The following is a 19,041-nucleotide window of genomic DNA, read 5'->3' on the forward strand; positions in this document are numbered from 1 at the left end:
GCGCCCGCGGCGCCTCGGACTACGCCGACTCCTCCCGGTAGGCCGCCGCCTCCTCCAGGTCGAGGCGGCGCAGCAGGACGCGGAGCATCTCGTCGTCGATGCGGCGCGCGTCGCGCAGCGAGACGAACACCTCCCGCTCCGAGGCGATCATCTCCCCCGCCAGGCGGCGGTACACGTCGTCGGCCGACTCCCCCGTCACGGCGTTGACCTCCCCCAGCCGCTCCCACACCGCGTTGCGCCTGCGCTCCAGTACGGTCCGCAGCCGGTCGGCGAGCGGCGGCGGCAGGGCGTTCTCCGGGGAGGCCAGCAGCTCCGTCAGCCGCTCGTCCGCCGCCCGCGAGGCCTCGCTCTGCGCCTGGGCCTCCGCCAGGGTCTCGGCGTGCAGGTCCTTCGCGGGCAGCCGCAGCAGCCGGATCAGCGGCGGCAGCGTGAGGCCCTGGACCACCAGCGTGCCGATGACCGTCGTGAACGTCAGGAACAGGATCAGGTTCCGGTGCGGGACGGTGACCGGCACGGAGAAGGCGATGGCCAGCGAGACCACGCCCCGCATGCCGGCCCAGCCGACGACGGTCGGGGCCTTCCAGTTCGTCCCGGGCTCCCGCGCCCGGATCCGCCGCGAGAGCCGCGGCAGGAACGTCGCGGGGAAGACCCACGCGAAACGGGCCACCACCACGACCGCGAAGACGGCGACCGCGTAGCCCGCCGCGGCCGCGCCCTCGTACTGGCCGAGCCCCTTGAGGACCACCGGCAGCTGGAGCCCGATGAGCGCGAAGACCACGGATTCCAGGATGAAGGCGACCATCTTCCAGACCGCCTCCTCCTGGAGCCGGGTCGCGAAGTCCACCTGCCAGTTCCGGTGCCCGAGGTACAGGGCGACCACCACCACCGCCAGGACGCCCGAGGCGTGCACCCGTTCGGCGGCCGCGTAGGCCACGAACGGGATCAGCAGCGACAGCGTGTTCTGGAGCAGGGGTTCGCGCAGCGTCTTCCTCAGCAGGTGGATGGGGACCATCAGCAGCAGGCCCACGCCGACCCCGCCCACCGACGCCAGGAGGAACTCCGCGATCCCGCCCGCCCAGCCGGCGCTCGTCCCGAGCGCCGCCGCGATCGCCACGTTGTAGGCCGTGATCGCGGTGGCGTCGTTGACCAGGGACTCGCCCTGCAGGATGGTCGTGATCCGGTTCGGCAGCCCCAGTTTGCGGGCGATGGCCGTCGCGGCGACCGCGTCGGGCGGCGCGACGACCGCGCCCAGCACCAGCGCCACCGGCAGCGAGAGCCCCGGTACCACCAGGTACGCCGCGTACCCGACGGCCAGCGTCGCGAAGAGCACGTACCCCACCGAGAGCAGCGCCACGGGCCGCATGTTCGCGCGCAGGTCCAGGTACGAGCTGTCCATGGCGGCCGTGTACAGCAGCGGCGGGAGCAGCAGCGGCAGCACGATGTGCGGGTCCAGCCCGTACGGCGGCACGCCCGGGACGTACGCGGCGGCCAGCCCGGCGGCGACCAGCAGCAGGGGCGCGGGCACCCGGGTGCGCCGGGCCAGACCGGCGACGATCGCACAGCCCGCGACCAGTGCCACCAGGGGCAATACCTCCATCGAAGATCATCCTCGCTCGGCTCGTGTCGTCCTCGGGCGCCCGCACCTCAGTACGCTGGCCATCATGAGCGAGTGCACCCACGTTCCCGAACTGCCGCGCCCCGAGCCCGCCCCTCTCGACCTGACATGTCCCGAATGTCGTGAGCTAGGCAGCCATCCCGTGCAGCTGCGGATGTGCCTGGAGTGCGGCTACGTCGCCTGCTGCGACTCCTCGCCCCACCGGCACGCCACGGCGCACCACCACACGACCGGCCACCCGGTGATGCGGAGCTTCGAAGCGGGCGAGACCTGGCGGTGGTGTTTTGTCGACGGTTCGATCGTCTGAGGCGGGGTAGGTCAACCCTCCGCCGGTTCCCCTGATTTGGGCCCGCAGACCCCTAGCCACTGTGCGTACCCATGGGCTTACCATCAGTCACTGGTCGCAGGTACGGCCGCACGGCCAGCTATGTTCGACGGGGCCTCGCGCTCTCCAGCGGGGGGACCGCGACACGATCGCCCGGATCGCGATAGCGTCACCGGCGAACACAGCTCGTACCACCTTGGAGGTGAGGGTGTCCCAGATCGCAGGCGAGCCCGGGACCCAGGACTTCGTGGAAGTCCGGCTGCCCGCTGCGGGTGCCTACCTGTCGGTGCTGCGGACGGCCACGGCCGGCCTCGCGGCACGTTTGGACTTCACTCTCGACGAGATCGAGGACCTCCGCATCGCGGTGGACGAGGCCTGCGCGATCCTGCTCCAGCAGGCCGTGCCCGGCTCCGTCCTCAGCTGCGTCTTCCGTTTGGTGGACGATTCGCTGGAGGTGACCGTTTCCGCGCCGACCACGGACGGACGCGCGCCGGAGCGCGACACGTTCGCGTGGACGGTCCTCTCGGCCCTGGCCGGCAAGGTCGAGGCCACGGTCGAGGAGAACAAGACGGTGAGCATCAGCCTCTACAAACAGCGCGGCGCAGGACCAGGCCCGGCGTGAGCGGCGGGGAGGTCCCGGTGCGGGGCGGGGATCGGCCCCGGGTAGGTCACGAGGTCGACGGCGGCATTCCGGAGCAGCAGCACGCCCGGCCGCACCCGGCCGACACGGATGCGGAAGACGGCTTTTCGGACTCGGCGGAGCGACGGGCGGGCCCTATGAGCGACAACCAGCACGACCAGACACTGCCGGGCCAGCCACCGGGAGCCGCTGCCACGGCCCCCTCGGCCCCGGCCGAAGGCACGGCCGGAGGCCCACCGGCCCCGGTGTTCGTCAGTCCGGCGCCCCTGCCGGACCCGCGCGACCGCAGCGGCGCGCGGGCCCTGTTCATCGAGCTGCGGGCACTGCCCGACGGCTCGCCGGAGAAGGCCGAGCTGCGCAACCGCCTCGTACGGATGCACCTGCCGCTGGTCGAGCACCTGGCACGGCGCTTCCGCAACCGCGGCGAGCCCCTGGACGACCTCACGCAGGTCGCCACCATCGGGCTGATCAAGTCGGTGGACCGGTTCGACCCGGACCGCGGGGTCGAGTTCTCCACCTACGCCACGCCCACGGTGGTCGGCGAGATCAAGCGCCACTTCCGCGACAAGGGCTGGGCGGTCCGCGTCCCGCGGCGACTGCAGGAGCTGCGGCTCTCGCTGACGACGGCGACGGCGGAGCTGTCCCAGCAGCACGGCCGCTCGCCCACCGTGCACGAGCTGGCCGAACGGCTGGGGATCTCCGAGGAGGAGGTGCTGGAGGGCCTCGAATCGGCCAACGCCTACAGCACGCTCTCGCTCGACGTCCCGGACACGGACGACGAGTCGCCGGCGGTGGCGGACACGCTGGGCTCGGAGGACGAGGCGCTGGAAGGCGTCGAGTACCGCGAGTCCCTCAAACCGCTGCTGGAGGGGCTCCCGCCGCGCGAGAAGCGGATCCTGCTGCTGAGGTTCTTCGGCAACATGACCCAGTCGCAGATCGCGCTGGAGGTCGGCATCTCCCAGATGCACGTCTCCCGGCTGCTGGCCCGCACCCTGGCCCAGCTCCGGGAGAAGCTCCTGGTCGAGGAGTGAGGGCCGCGGAAGACAGGGCCTGACGCACGGCCCCTCGTACGGGCGGCCGCGCACGGACTCGCGTACGGGCCCCGCTCACGGGCGGGGCTACGGGGCCTACGGGGCCTGTTCGCCGGGCCCGGCGCCGAGCGCCGCGGTCGCCGTCGGATTCACCAGGAGTCCCACGACGGCCACCGCGGACAGGGCCAGGGCCGCGGCGGCGGCGGTCATCCCACCGCCCGTGGTCCACAGGGTCCAGGCCACCGGCATGGCCATCAGCTGAGTGATCAGCGCCGGGCCGCGGCTCCAGCGGCGGCCCAGGCGCAGCCCGCGCGCCGCGATCAGGGGCAGCGCGGAGAGGACCAGCAGGGTGACCCCGCCCGTCTCCGCCTGCTGCGGGGAGTCCGCGTCGCCGGCGACGCCCACGTACAGCATGTAGACCCCGAGGCCGGCCAGGGTCAGACCTTCCAGGGCGGTCAGGGCGGCGGCCGCGGTCAGCCTGCGGAGGGGCGCGGCGGGGCCGGCGGGTGCGGTGGGGGTGGGCTTCGTACTCACCCCAGCAGGGTATCCGGGGGCCTCGCCGCCCCGGAGGGGACGGCCAGTACGATCGTTCTCGAACGGGTCGGTAGGCTGCGCATATGCGTGCACTCCTCGTGGCCAACCCAGCAGCGACGACCACCAGCGCGCGCACGCGTGACGTCCTGACCCACGCCCTGGCCAGCGAGATGAAGCTGGAGGCGGTCACCACCGAGTACCGCGGCCACGCCCGGGACCTGGGACGCAGGGCGGCCGAGACCGGGGTCGACCTGGTGGTGGCGCTCGGCGGTGACGGCACCGTCAACGAAGTGGTCAACGGCCTGCTGCACGAAGGACCCGACCCGGACCGGCTGCCGGGCCTCGCCGTGGTTCCCGGCGGCTCCACCAACGTGTTCGCCCGCGCGCTCGGCCTGCCCAACGACGCGGTGGAGGCGACCGGCGCCCTGCTGGACGCGCTGCGCGAGCGGCGCGAGCGGACGGTCGGCCTGGGGCTGGCGGCGGGTACGCCGGGCACCGAAGACGAATCGGTTCCGGCCCGCTGGTTCACCTTCTGCGCGGGCTTCGGCTTCGACGCGGGCGTCGTGGGCCGGGTCGAACAGCAGCGCGAACGGGGCAAGCGTTCGACGCACGCCCTCTATGTACGGCAGCTGATGCGCCAGTTCTGGGACGAACCAAACCGGCGGCACGGCACGGTCACGCTGGAGCGCCCCGGCGCGGATCCCGTGACGGACCTGGTGTTGTCGATAGTGTGCAACACCTCACCCTGGACGTATCTAGGCAACCGCCCCCTTTACGCCTCGCCCGAGGCGTCGTTCGATACTGCACTTGACGTATTGGCCCTGGACCGTTTGTCAACTCCGGCGGTCGCTCGCTACGCGACACAGCTCCTGACCTCGACTCCTGAACGCGGCCCTCACGGCAAGCATGCGGTGTCTCTGCACGATCTGACCGACTTCACCTTGCATTCGAAGGTCCCGCTTCCCTTCCAGATGGACGGAGACCACCTCGGTCTGCGTACCAGCGTTCGGTTCACAGGCGTACGCCGTGCACTGCGTGTGATTGTGTGAGTAGAAGGGCCAAAAACCCTTTCACTCGAACGTTTACACGCCGGTCCACCCCCACGAAGTAGGGCTGTGACCTAGTAGACACCGACGAATCAAAAAAAACTTTCCGGAAGGGGTTGTATCCCCGTCCGAGGTTTGCGAATCTCTACATGGCGATCGGGACAGCCCGCAGAACCCGGCACCCACACAGATCGCCAGAACCCCTCCACGAATCCCCCACCACCCAGGGCGAGCTTTTGACCAAACTGGGCGGTCTCCCTTCCGTCGCGAAGGGATTCGTGAAAGCGTTCACATTCACAAGCAACTTGCCCGCAATACAAGGAGATGGAGCAGCCATGGACTGGCGTCACAACGCCGTTTGCCGCGAGGAAGACCCGGAACTCTTCTTCCCCATCGGCAACACCGGTCCTGCGCTGCTGCAGATCGAGGAAGCCAAGGCCGTCTGCCGCCGTTGCCCCGTCATGGAGCAGTGCCTGCAGTGGGCGCTCGAGTCCGGCCAGGACTCCGGCGTCTGGGGCGGTCTCAGCGAGGACGAGCGCCGCGCGATGAAGCGCCGCGCCGCTCGCAACCGGGCGCGCAACGCCAGCGCCTGATATCGACTTTCGAGCCTCGAGCCGCAGCGCGTAGTACCCATATCAGCGCTCAGCAACGTGCTCTTGAGCCCCGGACCGAAAACCATTCGGTCCGGGGCTCAGTGCTGTCCGGGGCACATGGGCTCCGGGCGCGGGCCTGCTGAACCCAGTACGTCACGGTGAGTGACCTCGACGGTCGCCCCGCCTCCCCGCCCGGTCCCGCTACTTCTGTGACATCACCGGGATGTCGAGGACGACCTTGGTGCCGCGCGGCTCGGCCGCGACCATGTCGAACCCGCCGCCGAGCTCGCCCTCCACGAGGGTCCGTACGATCTGCAGCCCGAGGTTGCCGGCCCGCTTGGGGTCGAATCCCTCGGGCAGACCGCAGCCGTCGTCGACCACCGAGATCAGCAGCCGGGCATCGCTGCGGCCGACGCCCGTGCGGGTGGCGGACACCTCCACGGTGCCGCCCTCCCCCTGGGTGAAGGCGTGTTCCAGGGCGTTCTGCAGGATCTCCGTCAGCACCATCGACAGCGGAGTGGCGACCTCCGCGTCCAGGATTCCGAAGCGGCCGGTGCGCCGGCAGGCGACCTTGCCCGGGGAGATCTCGGCGACCATCGCGATGACGCGGTCGGCGATCTCGTCGAACTCGACGCGCTCGTCGAGGTTCTGGGACAGCGTCTCGTGCACGATCGCGATCGAACCGACGCGGCGGACCGCCTCGTTCAGCGCCTCGCGCCCCTGCGGGGAATCCATCCGACGGGCCTGGAGCCGCAAGAGCGCGGCCACCGTCTGGAGGTTGTTCTTCACCCGGTGGTGGATCTCCCGGATGGTCGCGTCCTTGGTAATCAATTCACGTTCGCGACGGCGCAGTTCGGTGACGTCGCGGCACAGCACGAGGGAGCCGATCCGGATCCCCTTCGGCTTGAGCGGGATGGCGCGCAGCTGGATGACCCCGGTGTCGCCCTCGGCCTCGGTCTCGCGCGGGGCCCAGCCGCTGGCGAGTTTGACCAGCGCCTCGTCCACCGGGCCGCGGGACGGCGCGAGTTCGGAGGTGATGTTGCCCAGGTGGTGGCCGACCAGGTCGGAGGCGAGGCCGAGCCGGTGGTAGGCGGAGAGCGCGTTCGGGGACGCGTACGTCACCACCCCTTCGGCGTCGAGCCGGATGAGGCCGTCCCCCACGCGCGGGGAGGCGTCCATGTCCACCTGCTGGCCGGGGAACGGGAAGGAGCCCGCCGCGATCATCTGGGCCAGGTCGGAAGCGGACTGGAGGTAGGTGAGCTCCAGCCGGCTGGGTGTACGCACAGTGAGCAGGTTGGTGTTGCGGGCGATGACGCCCAGCACCCGGCCCTCGCGGCGGACGGGGATCGACTCGACGCGGACCGGCACCTCCTCGCGCCACTCCGGGTCCCCCTCGCGCACGATCCGGCCCTCGTCGAGCGCGGCGTCGAGCAGCGGACGGCGGCCGCGCGGGACCAGGTGGCCGACCATGTCGTCCTGGTAGGAGGTGGGGCCGGTGTTCGGGCGCATCTGCGCGACCGAGACGTACCGGCTGCCGTCCAGGGTGGGCACCCACAGGACGAGGTCGGCGAACGAGAGGTCGGAGAGCAGCTGCCACTCCGAGACCAGCAGGTGGAGCCACTCCAGGTCGGTTTCACCGAGAGCGGTGTGCTGACGTACGAGGTCGTTCATGGAGGGCACGTGGCGAGCGTACCCCGGGTATGGGCCATGACTTTCCGCAGCGCGATCCTCCGGAGTATCCAGGAGACCCCCCTTCCGCGTACGCTTGGAGGAAGTGACGGGATCTTGGGCCCCGTCATTGGATGGACAGAACAGATTGGTCTAGTCCACAATTGCACCAAAGCTTCCGCCCTCCCCGCACAGGAGGACGGATCGAGGTAAGCCGCGCGCTCTGCCCTGACCGCACCGGCACCTCCCACCGGCCGTCGGGCACCGCACACCCGCCGGCCGTAAGTACTCCGGACTACGGTGCCGGTCGGGCTGAGGGTCCCAGCCGGCACCGTAGGCCAGAGGACAGCGCCCCGCCGCTGACGAAGCCGCCGCTGACGAAGCCCGCCGCTAACGAGGCCAGGCGCGCAGCGCGACGGCCGCCACCGCCTCCAGCTCCCCCCGGCCCGCCCCGTCCCGCGCCTGCTGGGACATCCCCTGGAGCACGGCCCCGGCAAAGCCGGCCAGCGCCCGTACGTCCGTGTCCGCCGGCAGGACGCCGGCGGCCACATCGGCCCGGATGCGTCGCTCGAACATCGCCTGGCCCTCCTCGCGCCGCGCGCGCAGCGCCTGCGCCACCTCCGGCGCGGTGGCGCTGACGGCCGCGCTGAGCACCATGCAGCCCAGCGGGTGGGCCGGGTCGGTGTAGATCTCGGCGGCCTCCCGCAGGACGCGCCCCACGGCTTCGCGGGCGGTGGGCTCCTCGGCGAGCGCCACGGCCGCGAACTGCGCGTAGCGGCCGCCGTAGACCCCCACGACCTCGTCGAAGAGCGTGCGCTTGTCACCGAAGGCTGCGTAGAGGCTCGGCGCGCCGATCCCGAGCGAGGCGGTCAGGTCGGAGATCGACGTCGCCTCGTAGCCGTTCTCCCAGAAGGCGAACATCGCCTTGTCCAGGGCCGCCGCACGATCGAAGGAGCGGGGCCTGCCGCGCTGTCCGGTCACCATGCCCACATTCTATAGCGGCCGCTACGGAATCTGGTAACGTCCCTTTCTGTAGCGACCACTAGGGAAAGGGGGCGCGCCATGGGCGTGCTCGAGGGGAAGACGGCACTGGTCACGGGCGGCAGCCGGGGCATCGGCCGGGCCATCGCCGAACGGCTGGCCCGGGACGGGGCCCTGGTCGCGGTGGCCTACGGCCGGAACGGGGCGGCGGCCGCCGAGACGGTTGATGCCGTCGAGGCCGCCGGGGGGCGGGCGTTCGCCATACGGGCCGAGCTGGGGGTCCCGGGCGACGCGCAGGCGCTCTGGGCGGCCTACGCGGCCCATCCGCTGGCCACGCTGGAGGTCGACGTCCTGGTGAACAACGCGGGCGGGGCCGCCTTCGCGGACATCGCCTCGACCGACGAGGAGACGTACGACCGGGTCCACGCGCTCAACGCGAAGGCACCCTTCTTCGTGATCAAGCACGGCCTGTCGAGGCTGCGGGACGGCGGCCGGATCGTGAACGTGACCGGCACCCCCGAGCTCGCCCTGCCGGCGATCCTGGCCACGATCACGGCGAAGGGCGCGGTGAACGCGCTGACGGTCTCGCTGGCCGCCGAGCTCGCACCCCGGGGCATCACCGTGAACTCGGTGGGCCCGGGGATCGTGGAGACCGATCTGAACGCGGGCTGGCTGGCCGACCCGGCGGCCCGTGCGCACGCCGCCTCACGCTCGGTCTTCGACCGCCTGGGCACCACGGAGGAGATCGCCGACGTGGTCGCCTTCCTCGCCTCCCCGGACTCCCGCTGGATCACGGGGCAGCACCTCGCCGCGACGGGCGGCCTGCAGCTCTCCCTGCTGTAGCCGGCGATCCGGGACGGGGTCCGGACGGGAGCGGGGCGGGCGGGGACGGGCGGGGGCGCGCCTCCCGGTAACGGGGCCAGTGCGGCCCCGCTCCCGGGAGGCCGGGGGCGGGAACGGGGACCACGATGGAGTGTGCGAAGACAGGCCGCGGAGGCCCCTCCTCTGCTAGAATTGGTCTATACCACAATCGTCCCACTCCAGATCGGCAGGCCACGCGTGGAAGTTGTCATCGTCCCGGACGCCAAGGCAGGCGGCGAGCTCATCGCGGAGGCCATGGCCGCCCTGGTCCGCCGCAAGCCCGACGCCCTGCTCGGCGTAGCGACTGGCTCCACCCCGCTGCCCATCTACGAGGCCCTCGCCGCCCAGGTCAAGGCGGGCAAGGTCGACGCCTCGAAGGCCCGCATCTGCCAGCTCGACGAGTACGTCGGCCTGCCCGCCGGACACCCCGAGTCCTACCGCGCCGTCGTCCTGCGCGAGGTCGTCGAGCCGCTCGGCCTGTCCGAGGCCTCCTTCATCGGCCCCGACGGCTCCGCCGCCGACATCGTCGGGGCGTGCGACGCGTACGACCGGGCCCTCGCCGCCGCCGGCGGCGTCGACCTGCAGCTGCTCGGCATCGGCACGGACGGGCACATCGGTTTCAACGAGCCCTGCTCCTCGCTCGCCTCCCGCACCCGCATCAAGACGCTGACGGAGCAGACCCGCGTGGACAACGCGCGCTTCTTCGACGACGACATAGACCAGGTGCCCCACCACGTCATCACCCAGGGCATCGGCACCATCCTCGACGCCCGCCACCTGGTCCTGCTGGCCACCGGCGAGGGCAAGGCCGAGGCCGTCGCGCAGACCGTCGAGGGCCCGTTGTCCGCCTTCGTCCCGGCCTCCGCGCTTCAGCTGCACCGCCACGCCACGGTCGTCGTCGACGAGGCCGCGGCGTCCAAGCTGAAGCTCGCGGACTACTTCCGCCACGCGTTCGCCGACAAGCCCGCCTGGCAGGGCCTGTAAGCAGGAGCGCCACGTGCCGAAGGCACGCGCATCGAACGCCGGCGGGGCTGGAGGATCCAGCCCCGCCGGCGTTCGATGCGTCCGGCACTAGACCCCGGCGATCACCTCGGCGGCGGCCTTGCCGCAGACCCGGGCCGCCCCGTGCGTCGCGATGTGCAGCGCGCCGCGCGGCTCGGCCCGCGGCAGGCCCATCTCGACGACGATCGTCTGCGGCCGCGCCGCGACGAGCGCGTTCAGGGCCTCGGTCATCCACGGGTGCCGGTGCGCGTCGCGGACCACCGCGACGACAGTGCGGTTCCCCGCGGCCGCCAGGATGTCGGCGGCCACCGAACCCCGCGGGTACACGCCCGCCTCCGTGCCCGGGATCAGCGCGGCCAGTTCCCCGGCCACTCCCCACGGGGTCTCGTCCCCGACCGCCACGTTCGCGACGGGCGCGAGCGTGGCGACGTACGGCGCGTTGACCGGGGCGGCGGCGGCCGGCGAGCCGGTCACCGTCACCGCGCGGCGGGCCGCGGCCAGGCCGATGCCGGGCGCGCTGTCCCCCTCCGACAGCGCGCCCCGGCGGACCTGGCGGGTCCATTCGGCCAGCGCGCGCACCCGCGCGGCGGCCTCGGCGAGCCGCTCCCCCGGGAGCGAGCCGTCGCGTACGGCCGCGACCAGCGCGTCGCGCAGGCGCAGCACGGTCTGCTCGTCGGCGAGTCCGCCGCCGACGCAGATCGCGTCGGCGCCGGCCGCGATGGCCAGGACCGAGCCGCGCTCGATGCCGTACGTCCCGGCGATGGCGTTCATCTCCATGCCGTCGGTGACGACGAGGCCCTCGTAGCCGAGCTCCTTGCGCAGCAGACCGGTCAGGATCTGCGGGCTGAGGGTGGCCGGACGCGTCGGGTCCAGGGCGGGCACCAGGATGTGCGCGCTCATGACGGCCTTGGTGCCGGCCTCGATGGCGGCCCGGAACGGTACGAGTTCGCGCGCGGCCAGGGTGTCGAGGTCCACGTCGATGCGCGGCAGCGCGTGGTGCGAGTCGACGTTGGTGTCGCCGTGGCCCGGGAAGTGCTTGGTGCAGGCGGCGACCCCGGCGGCCTGGAGGCCTTCGACGTAGGCGGCGGTGTGCCGGGCGACGAGGTGGGTGTCGGCGCCGAAGGACCGTACGCCGATGACCGGGTTGTCCGGGTTGGAGTTGACGTCCGCGGACGGGGCCCAGTTGAGGTTGACCCCGCAGTCGGCGAGGCGGCGGCCGAGCTCGCGGGCGACGTCGCGGGTCAGGTCGGTGTCGTCCACGGCGCCGAGCGCGAGGTTGCCGGGGAAGGACGAGCCGCCCCGTACCTCCAGACGGGTGACGTCGCCGCCCTCCTCGTCGATGGCGACGAGGACGTCGTCCCGCTCGGCGCGCAGCTGGGCGGTCAGGGCTGCGAGCTGCTCGGGCGAGGTGATGTTGCGGCCGAAGAGGCCGACGGAGGTGAGGCCTTCCGACACCCGGCGGAGCAGCCAGGCGGGGGCGGTGGTGCCCTCGAAGCCGGGCTGGAGGACCGCGAGGGCGTCCTGGGTCAGGGTGTCCGTGTGCTGCGCAAGGACAGTCATGGGCCGTTATCCCTTCACGGCGCCGGCGGTCATTCCGCCGACGGCCTTGCGCTGGAGGAAGACGAAGATGAGCAGGACCGGCACCGCGAAGAGCGAGGACGCCGCCATGGTGGCGCCCCAGTCGTTGCCGAAGGCCGTCTGGAACTGGGTCAGCCAGAGCGGCAGGGTCTGCGCGGACTTGTCCTTGTTCAGGATCAGGACCATCGCGAACTCGTTCCAGGCCGTGATGAAGCCGAAGAGCGAGGTGGACATGAGGCCGGGTGCCAGCAGGGGGAAGATCACCTTGCGGAAGGCCTGGCCGCGGGTGCAGCCGTCGATCTGGGCGGCCTCCTCCAGGGTCACCGGGACGGCGGCGATGAAGCCGCGCAGGGTCCAGATGGTGAAGGGGAGGACCATCACGAAGTAGATCGCGGTCAGTACGGCGAGGTTGTTCAGCATCTCGGCGTCGCGGACGATCATGTACATCGCGATGACCATGACCTCCCAGGGAGCCATCTGGGCCATCATCACGCCGAGAATGAGGCCCTTGCGGCCCTTGAACTTCATGCGGGCGATGGCGAAGCTCGCGGCGAGGGCGACGACCAGGGCGAGCGCGACGGCGCCGACGGTGACGACGAGGCTGTTGGTGACGTAGGTCCAGAACAGGTCGACGCCGGTGGCCTTGGTGAAGTTGTCCATCGTCGGGGTGAAGACGAAGACGGGGTCCTTGGAGAGGATCTCGCCGGACGGCTTGAGCGCCGAGGAGAACATCCAGTAGACGGGGAAGACGAAGAGGACGGCCAGCAGCAGGGCGCCGACGTTCTTGGCGACCGCCGCGGGGCGGACGGGCCGGCGGTTGCGCAGCTGCCGGGGCTTCGCGGACGGCGCGGGCTTCGGGGCGGTGGTCGTGCTCACTGCTCCTCCTCCTGCTTCAGGATCAGACGGAAGTAGAAGGACATGACGATCACGAGCATCACGATCGTCAGCACGGAGATCGCCGCGGCCAGGCCGTAGTGGAACTGGCTCTGGCCCTCGACGTACGCGTAGATCGTCAGCGTCTCGGAGCTCCGGTCGGGGCCGCCCTTGTTCATCGCGTAGACCTGGGTGAAGGCCTTGAAGACCCAGATGACCTCGAGGAACGTCGTGACCAGGAAGAACGACGTGAGGTTGGGGAAGACGACCTGCCAGAAGGTCTGCCAGCCGTTGGCACCGTCCATGCGGGCGGCCTCGTACATCTCGCCGCTGATGGTGGTCAGGGCGGCGTACATGTTGAGGGCGACGAAGGGGATGGAGCCCCAGGCCACCAGCACCGTGATGATCACCATGGTGGACAGGCCGGACTCGAACCAGTTGTGCTGGTCGTAGCCGCTGAAGCCGAGCGTGCGCATCAGCCAGTTCATGACGCCGTACTGCTCGTCGAACAGCCACTGGAAGACGGTCACGGAGGCGACGATCGGCATGGCCCAGGCCATCACGAGTGCCATCGACAGGACCAGGCGCATCCACTTGCCGAGCCGGTTCAGCAGGAGCCCGACGAGGCTGCCGACCACCATGATCAGGAAGACGTTGGCGGCGGTGAAGACGAAGCTGCGGACCACCACGGTCCAGAACTGCGCGTCTCCGAGCAGCTGGGTGTAGTTCCCCACGCCGTTGAACGGCGCCTTCCGCTGGATGAACTCGATCTTGTCGACCTTCTGGAACGACAGGATGATGTTCTTGACCAGCGGGTACAGCAGCAGGGTCACCATGCTGAGCACGGCGGGCCCGATCAGGAGGTAGGGCAACCACCCTGAGGGGAGCGACTTCCTGCCGCCGCGAGGAGACGCGGACGCTGCCTTGGCTCCGGCGGGCGGCGGTGTCGCGGCCGGCCCGGCGGACTTCTGTGGTGCGTCCTGTGGAGCGGAGGTCGCCGCTCCCTGGGAGTGCACGGTCATGTCTTGGCTTCCTCGCGGTTGACTGTGGCGACTCGCACCCGCTTCCCCGCTCGGAGCGGGCGGCGCTTACGTCTGTCAAGGCGCGACCGGGGGCGCGGCGGGCGCTCGGGGCGCCCGCCGCACCGCCCGGTGCGTTCACTGCGGGTACTTCGGGTACTGCGGGGCACTGCCGGTACTCCTGGTACTCCCGGTACTGCCGTACCGGCGGTGCCCCGGGGTGCTACTTGTTGATGCGGCTCGCGATTTCCTTGTCCGCGTCGGCGCCCGCCTTGGCGGCGTCCTCACCCTTCAGGACCTTGGTCATGAACTCCTTGACGGGGTTCGGCTCGGTCTCGACGTTCGCCCAGCCCGGGGTCACCGGGGTGATCTTGCCGTTGGCGCCGGCCGTGGCCATCGCCTCGGCGAAGGAGCCCGCCGGCGGGGCGAAGTTCGCGCCCGCCTGGTTCGGGAGCAGCGCACCCTTGGTCTCGGCCGCGTACTTGGTCATCTGGTCCTTGCCTGCGGCGAGGGCCAGCCACTCCTTGGCGAGGTCCTTGTTCTTGGAGCGCTCGGCGATCGCCAGGTTCGAGCCGCCGAGGAAGACGGTGCCCGGCTTGTCGGCCGTCTTGCCCGGGATCGGGAAGTAGCCGAAGTCGGCTTCCTTGCCCGCGTCCTTCAGTGCCTTCTCGGCACCGCCGGCCTCCCAGCCGAGACCGATCCAGGAGGCGACGCCGCCCTTGGGAACGACGTCGGTGGACTGCTGCGGGGTGGCCTCGTCCTTGTCCTTCGGAGCGGTCGAGAAGGACTGGAGCTTCTTGTAGAACTCCATCGCGGAAGCGGCCTGGGGGGTACCGAGACCGCCCTTCCACTTGTCGCCGTCCTTGGTGGCGAAGTCGCCGCCCTCGTCCCAGACGAAGCCCGCGAGGACGTACCAGCTCTGGCCGGGCAGGTAGATCGGCTGCGAGGCCGGGTCGGCCGCCTTCAGCTTCTCCAGACCGGCGACCCACTCGTCGCGGGTCTTCGGCGCCGTGACGCCCGCCTTCTCGAAGGCCTTCTTGTCGTAGACGACGACGCGGTTGGCCGCGTACCACGGAGCGGAGTAGAGCTTGCCGTCGATCTCGGCCGAGGCCAGCATGCTCTTCTGCCAGGCGTCCGCGCCGAGCTTGGACTTGTCCTTGGTCAGGTCGGCGAGGCCACCGGTGACCGCGTAACCGGCGGTCTGGGTGTTGCCGAGCTCGAGGACGTCCGGCGGGGTGTTCTCGGAGAGGGCCGTGGTGACCTTCTCCTGGATGCCCTTCCAGGGCTGGACCTCGACCTTGACCGTGACACCGGGGTGCTTGGCCGAGAACTCGGCGTTGACCGCGTCGATCCAGGTCTTGGGCGCGGAGCCGTCCATCACCCAGACGGTGATCTCCTTGGCGCCACCCGCGTCGGTCTTCGCCTTGTCGTCGCCGTCGTTGCCGCCACACGCCGCGACTGCGACCATCATGCCCGCGACACTGACCGCCGCGATGAGCTTGCGCTTCACGCCACCCTCCTCAGGGATGCTGCCTGCAACTTCCCTCGCCCGCCGCGGTGACTCAAAAGCGTCAAGTGCTGCCCGTGGGGCCGGGATCTGATCCATATTGGTGTAGACCAGTAACGGGAGCTTGGCCTAGACCTTTAGGGGTGTCAAGGGTCTAATGAGCGGGTGCTCGGTCCGTTATCGGACCGACACCTGGGGGAGGGAGGAGGCCTGTCCTCCCTCCCGTGTCACGATGTGACCGCACATATCGGAGGAGCCGGTGACGGCAGCGAAACTGGAGTCGGGAAGGCGGGCGGCCATGGCCACCGAAGGGGCGACCACGGAGCCGGACGGCGGTGCGGCCACTCGCACGGCGCGCGTGCCCAAGTACTACCGACTCAAGCGGCACTTGCTCGACATGACCGAGACGCTGCCGCCGGGCACGCCGGTACCGCCCGAGCGCACGCTCGCGGCCGAATTCGACACCTCCCGGACCACGGTCCGACAGGCGCTCCAGGAGCTCGTCGTCGAGGGGCGCCTCGAGCGGATCCAGGGGAAGGGCACCTTCGTCGCCAAGCCGAAGGTCTCCCAGCCGCTCCAACTCTCCTCGTACACCGAGGACATGCGGGCGCAGGGCCTGGAACCCACCTCCCAGCTCCTGGACATCGGCTACGTGACGGCCGACGACACCCTGGCCGGCCTGCTGAAGATCACCACCGGCGGGCGGGTGCTGCGCATCGAGCGGCTCCGCCTGGCCAGCGGCGAACCGATGGCCATCGAGACCACCCACCTCTCGGCCAAGCGCTTTCCCGCGCTGCGCCGCTCGCTGGCCAAGTACACCTCCCTCTACACCGCCCTCGCCGAGGTGTACGACGTGCGCCTCGCCGAGGCCGAGGAGACCATCGAGACCTCGCTGGCCACGCCGCGGGAGGCCGGACTGCTCGGCACCGACGTCGGCCTGCCGATGCTGATGCTTTCGCGCCATTCGCTGGACGCCGACGGGGAGCCCGTCGAATGGGTGCGTTCCGTCTACCGCGGCGATCGTTACAAGTTCGTCGCCCGACTCCAGCGCCCCGCCGTCTGATTCGTAGTTGACTCTCGTTCCGCTATACGGACGGGGGCTTACGTCCACCGGGCGGGCCCCCGTAGATTCCCTGCGCTCGCGCAGATGATCAACGAGGGGACGAGGGATCATGCCGGAACCCGAAGCGGAAGCAACGGAACAGGAACGGAACACGGCGAGCCCGGGCACCACGCCGGGCTCGCCTTCTCCATCAGGGGACCCGTCGGGCGCTCCCGGCGCGCCGGGGGGCATGTCTCCCCGGTCCGTGGCCCTCTGGGTGCTCGTCGGGCTCGTCGGCGCCATCGGCTGGGCCGTGCTGGCCCTCTCGCGCGGTGAGGAGATCTCGGCCGCCTGGCTGCTCGCCGCCGCGCTGGGCTCGTACGCGATCGGTTACCGCTTCTACGCGCGCTTCATCGCGACCCGCGTACTGAAGGTGGACAGGACCCGCGCCACCCCGGCCGAACGCCTCGACAACGGTGTCGACTTCCACCCGACCGACCGACGGGTGCTTTTCGGCCACCACTTCGCCGCCGTCGCCGGCGCCGGCCCGCTGGTGGGCCCCGTACTCGCCTCGCAGATGGGCTATCTGCCCGGGACGATCTGGATCGTCGCGGGCGTGATCTTCGCGGGCGCGGTCCAGGACATGGTCACCCTGTTCTTCTCCACCCGGCGCAACGGCCGTTCGCTCGGCCAGATGGCCCGCGACGAGATCGGCCCGGTCGGCGGCGCGGCCGCGCTGGTCGCCGTGTTCGTCATCATGATCATCCTGCTGGCCGTGCTGGCCCTGGTCATCGTCAACGCGCTGGCGCACTCCCCGTGGGGCGTCTTCTCCATCGGCATGACCATCCCGATCGCCCTCTTCATGGGCTTCTACCTGCGCGTCCTGCGTCCAGGACGGGTCACCGAGGTCTCCGTCGTCGGGGTCGCGCTGCTGCTGCTCGCCATCGTCGCGGGCGGCTGGGTCGCGGAGTCCTCGCTGGCGGAGACCTTCACCCTGGAGAAGGAGACGCTGGTCCTCTGGATGATCGCGTACGGCTTCGTGGCGTCCGTGCTGCCGGTGTGGATGCTCCTCGCCCCGCGCGACTACCTCTCCACCTTCATGAAGGTCGGCACCATCGGCCTGCTGGCCGTGGGCGTGGTCGTCGCGATGCCGGTGCTGAAGATGCCCTCCGTCACCGACTTCGCCTCGCGCGGCGACGGCCCGGTCTTCGCCGGATCGATGTTCCCGTTCGTATTCATCACCATCGCCTGCGGAGCGCTGTCCGGCTTCCACTCGCTGGTCTCCTCGGGCACCACCCCGAAGATGATCCAGAAGGAGACCCAGGTCAAGGTCATCGGCTACGGCGCGATGCTGACCGAGTCCTTCGTCGCCGTCATGGCGATCATCACGGCCTGCATCATCGATCCGGGCCTGTACTTCGCCGTCAACTCCCCCGCCGGTGTCGTCGGCGCCACCGTCGAGACCGCCTCGCAGGCGGTGACGAACTTCGGCTTCGCCATCTCCCCGGACGCCCTCGCGCAGGCCGCGAAGGACGTGGAGGAGTCGAGCCTGCTCTCCCGCACGGGCGGCGCGCCGACCTTCGCACTCGGAATGTCGGAGATCTTCTCGTCCGTGATCGGCGGCGCCTCGATGAAGGCGTTCTGGTACCACTTCGCGATCATGTTCGAGGCCCTGTTCATCCTCACCACCGTCGACGCGGGCACCCGCGTGGGCCGCTTCATGCTCCAGGACACCCTCGGCAACGTGCACAAGTCCTTCAAGGACATCAGCTGGAAGCCCGGCGTCTGGATCGCCAGCGCGGCCGTCGTCGGCGGCTGGGGCTACTTCCTGTGGGTCGGCGTCAAGGACCCGCTGGGCGGCATCAACCAGCTCTTCCCGCTGTTCGGCATCGCGAACCAGCTGCTCGCGGCGGTCGCCCTGGCCGTCTGCACCACGCTGCTGGTCAAGTCGAGCCGCCTGAAGTGGGCCTGGGTGACGGGTGTTCCGCTGGTCTGGGACGTGGCCGTGACGCTCACCGCCAGCTACCAGAAGATCTTCTCCGACAACCCCAAGATCGGCTTCTTCGCGCAGCGGGACCTCCACCAGGACGGCATCGACGCCGGCAAGGTCCTGAAGCCCGCCAAGGACATGGGCGAGATGCACACCGTGGTCACCAACGCCACGGTGGACGGGGTCCTGTCGGTGTTCTTCGCGCTGCTGATCGTCATCGTGCTCCTGGACGCGGCCCGGACCTGCGTCAGGGCCGTCCGCAAGCCGGAGTCGGTCACCCTGGCCGAGGTCCCGTGGACCGAGTCCAGGATCATCGCCCCCGCCGGGCTGATCCCGACCGCCGAGGAGCGGGCCGAGCTCGCCGCGGCCGGCCTCGACTCGGGCGGGGGCCGCGCGCAGGAGCCCGCGCGGGAACCCGCGTGAGCGGCCTGCGGCGCGTACTGGGCCGCGCCCGGTTCTTCGTACGGGAGTTCTCGGGCGAGGCGGCGTACGACCGCCACGTCGCCCACGCCCGTACGCACGACCCGGACGCTCCGGTCCCCACCCGCCGGGCCTTCGAGCGGGCCCGCATGGACGCCCGCGAGGCCGACCCGCGGGAGGGCTTCCGCTGCTGCTGAACCCTGGGGGCGCACGCGTCGCCCGCAGGGGGCCGCACCATCCACTTCACCACAATCGGCTCGGCATCAGGTCTCAGCCTTAATGAGGGACGGATTTGCCTACCCCTCGGCCTACACCC

The 19,041-nt window shown here is 70.6% G+C and carries 18 protein-coding genes; 10 read left to right on the forward strand and 8 right to left on the reverse strand.

The annotated features are described in order from the left end of the window. Positions 1 to 19: 19 nt before the first annotated feature. Positions 20 to 1,597: a Na+/H+ antiporter gene (locus ABZY44_RS00900; protein ID WP_356649407.1), complete on the reverse strand. Its 1,578-nt coding sequence runs from the start codon at positions 1,595 to 1,597 to the stop codon at positions 20 to 22. A 64-nt stretch (positions 1,598 to 1,661) separates the two neighbouring features. Between ABZY44_RS00900 and ABZY44_RS00905 the strand changes: the two genes are divergently transcribed. The 3 genes from ABZY44_RS00905 to ABZY44_RS00915 all read left to right on the forward strand — a co-directional run bounded on the left by ABZY44_RS00905 (position 1,662) and on the right by ABZY44_RS00915 (position 3,611). Next, positions 1,662 to 1,922, forward strand: a complete 261-nt coding sequence (locus tag ABZY44_RS00905) for a UBP-type zinc finger domain-containing protein (RefSeq protein ID WP_356649408.1) — start codon at positions 1,662 to 1,664, stop codon at positions 1,920 to 1,922. Positions 1,923 to 2,148: 226 nt separating this feature from the next. Then, positions 2,149 to 2,562, forward strand: coding sequence for an anti-sigma regulatory factor (locus ABZY44_RS00910; protein ID WP_214949331.1), 414 nt, complete (start codon positions 2,149 to 2,151; stop codon positions 2,560 to 2,562). Next, entirely contained in the window at positions 2,559 to 3,611 is a 1,053-nt protein-coding gene (locus tag ABZY44_RS00915) for an RNA polymerase sigma factor SigF (RefSeq protein ID WP_356649409.1), read from the forward strand. The genes ABZY44_RS00910 and ABZY44_RS00915 overlap by 4 nt, the downstream gene beginning before the upstream one ends. Positions 3,612 to 3,707: 96 nt before the next feature. Here the strand turns inward: ABZY44_RS00915 and ABZY44_RS00920 are convergent, their stop codons facing one another. Next, complete coding sequence (locus tag ABZY44_RS00920) at positions 3,708 to 4,145, reverse strand: hypothetical protein (RefSeq protein ID WP_356649410.1); 438 nt, start codon at positions 4,143 to 4,145, stop codon at positions 3,708 to 3,710. Positions 4,146 to 4,228: 83 nt separating this feature from the next. Here ABZY44_RS00920 and ABZY44_RS00925 point away from each other — a divergent pair, with 83 nt between their 5' ends. Together ABZY44_RS00925 and ABZY44_RS00930 are read left to right on the forward strand one after the other, a co-directional pair. Further along, positions 4,229 to 5,194, forward strand: coding sequence for a diacylglycerol kinase family protein (locus ABZY44_RS00925; RefSeq protein ID WP_356649411.1), 966 nt, complete (start codon positions 4,229 to 4,231; stop codon positions 5,192 to 5,194). Between the two features lie 332 nt (positions 5,195 to 5,526). Beyond that, on the forward strand, positions 5,527 to 5,784 hold the full coding sequence (locus ABZY44_RS00930; protein WP_003953983.1) for a WhiB family transcriptional regulator: 258 nt from the start codon (positions 5,527 to 5,529) through the stop codon (positions 5,782 to 5,784). A 201-nt stretch (positions 5,785 to 5,985) separates the two neighbouring features. Here ABZY44_RS00930 and ABZY44_RS00935 read toward each other — a convergent pair whose 3' ends face one another. Then, positions 5,986 to 7,455, reverse strand: a complete 1,470-nt coding sequence (locus ABZY44_RS00935; protein ID WP_356649440.1) for a PAS domain-containing sensor histidine kinase — start codon at positions 7,453 to 7,455, stop codon at positions 5,986 to 5,988. Positions 7,456 to 7,842: 387 nt separating this feature from the next. After that, complete coding sequence (locus ABZY44_RS00940; protein WP_356649412.1) at positions 7,843 to 8,436, reverse strand: TetR/AcrR family transcriptional regulator; 594 nt, start codon at positions 8,434 to 8,436, stop codon at positions 7,843 to 7,845. A 78-nt stretch (positions 8,437 to 8,514) separates the two neighbouring features. Here ABZY44_RS00940 and ABZY44_RS00945 point away from each other — a divergent pair, with 78 nt between their 5' ends. Together ABZY44_RS00945 and nagB are read left to right on the forward strand one after the other, a co-directional pair. Then, entirely contained in the window at positions 8,515 to 9,276 is a 762-nt protein-coding gene (locus ABZY44_RS00945) for an SDR family oxidoreductase (protein ID WP_356649413.1), read from the forward strand. A gap of 216 nt (positions 9,277 to 9,492) precedes the next feature. After that, on the forward strand, positions 9,493 to 10,278 hold the full coding sequence (nagB, locus tag ABZY44_RS00950) for a glucosamine-6-phosphate deaminase (RefSeq protein ID WP_356649414.1): 786 nt from the start codon (positions 9,493 to 9,495) through the stop codon (positions 10,276 to 10,278). 87 nt (positions 10,279 to 10,365) lie between these two features. Here the strand turns inward: nagB and ABZY44_RS00955 are convergent, their stop codons facing one another. From ABZY44_RS00955 to ABZY44_RS00970, 4 genes are all read right to left on the reverse strand, one after another. Further along, entirely contained in the window at positions 10,366 to 11,856 is a 1,491-nt protein-coding gene (locus ABZY44_RS00955) for a glycoside hydrolase family 3 protein (RefSeq protein WP_356649415.1), read from the reverse strand. 6 nt (positions 11,857 to 11,862) lie between these two features. Then, positions 11,863 to 12,699 (reverse strand): carbohydrate ABC transporter permease, encoded by an 837-nt coding sequence (locus tag ABZY44_RS00960; RefSeq protein ID WP_356649441.1) that lies wholly within the window; start codon positions 12,697 to 12,699, stop codon positions 11,863 to 11,865. Between the two features lie 47 nt (positions 12,700 to 12,746). After that, positions 12,747 to 13,769 carry a sugar ABC transporter permease gene (locus tag ABZY44_RS00965; RefSeq protein WP_356649416.1) on the reverse strand — a complete coding sequence of 341 codons (1,023 nt, stop codon included), beginning with the start codon at positions 13,767 to 13,769 and terminating at the stop codon, positions 12,747 to 12,749. Positions 13,770 to 13,989: 220 nt separating this feature from the next. Further along, entirely contained in the window at positions 13,990 to 15,276 is a 1,287-nt protein-coding gene (locus tag ABZY44_RS00970; RefSeq protein ID WP_356649417.1) for an extracellular solute-binding protein, read from the reverse strand. A gap of 295 nt (positions 15,277 to 15,571) precedes the next feature. On the opposite strand from ABZY44_RS00970, the gene ABZY44_RS00975 reads away from it, so the two are divergent. The 3 genes from ABZY44_RS00975 to ABZY44_RS00985 all read left to right on the forward strand — a co-directional run bounded on the left by ABZY44_RS00975 (position 15,572) and on the right by ABZY44_RS00985 (position 18,922). Continuing rightward, positions 15,572 to 16,336 carry a GntR family transcriptional regulator gene (locus ABZY44_RS00975; protein WP_356649418.1) on the forward strand — a complete coding sequence of 255 codons (765 nt, stop codon included), beginning with the start codon at positions 15,572 to 15,574 and terminating at the stop codon, positions 16,334 to 16,336. 229 nt (positions 16,337 to 16,565) lie between these two features. Then, the gene (locus ABZY44_RS00980; RefSeq protein ID WP_356649419.1) at positions 16,566 to 18,728 is read left to right on the forward strand and encodes a carbon starvation CstA family protein; all 2,163 of its coding nucleotides are present in this window, start codon (positions 16,566 to 16,568) and stop codon (positions 18,726 to 18,728) included. Continuing rightward, the gene (locus ABZY44_RS00985; RefSeq protein WP_356649420.1) at positions 18,725 to 18,922 is read left to right on the forward strand and encodes a YbdD/YjiX family protein; all 198 of its coding nucleotides are present in this window, start codon (positions 18,725 to 18,727) and stop codon (positions 18,920 to 18,922) included. The genes ABZY44_RS00980 and ABZY44_RS00985 overlap by 4 nt, the downstream gene beginning before the upstream one ends. The last annotated feature ends 119 nt before the right edge of the window (positions 18,923 to 19,041 follow it).

This window comes from Streptomyces sp. NPDC006544 (genome assembly GCF_040611715.1).
In the GTDB taxonomy this organism is placed as follows: Bacteria; Actinomycetota; Actinomycetes; order Streptomycetales; family Streptomycetaceae; genus Streptomyces.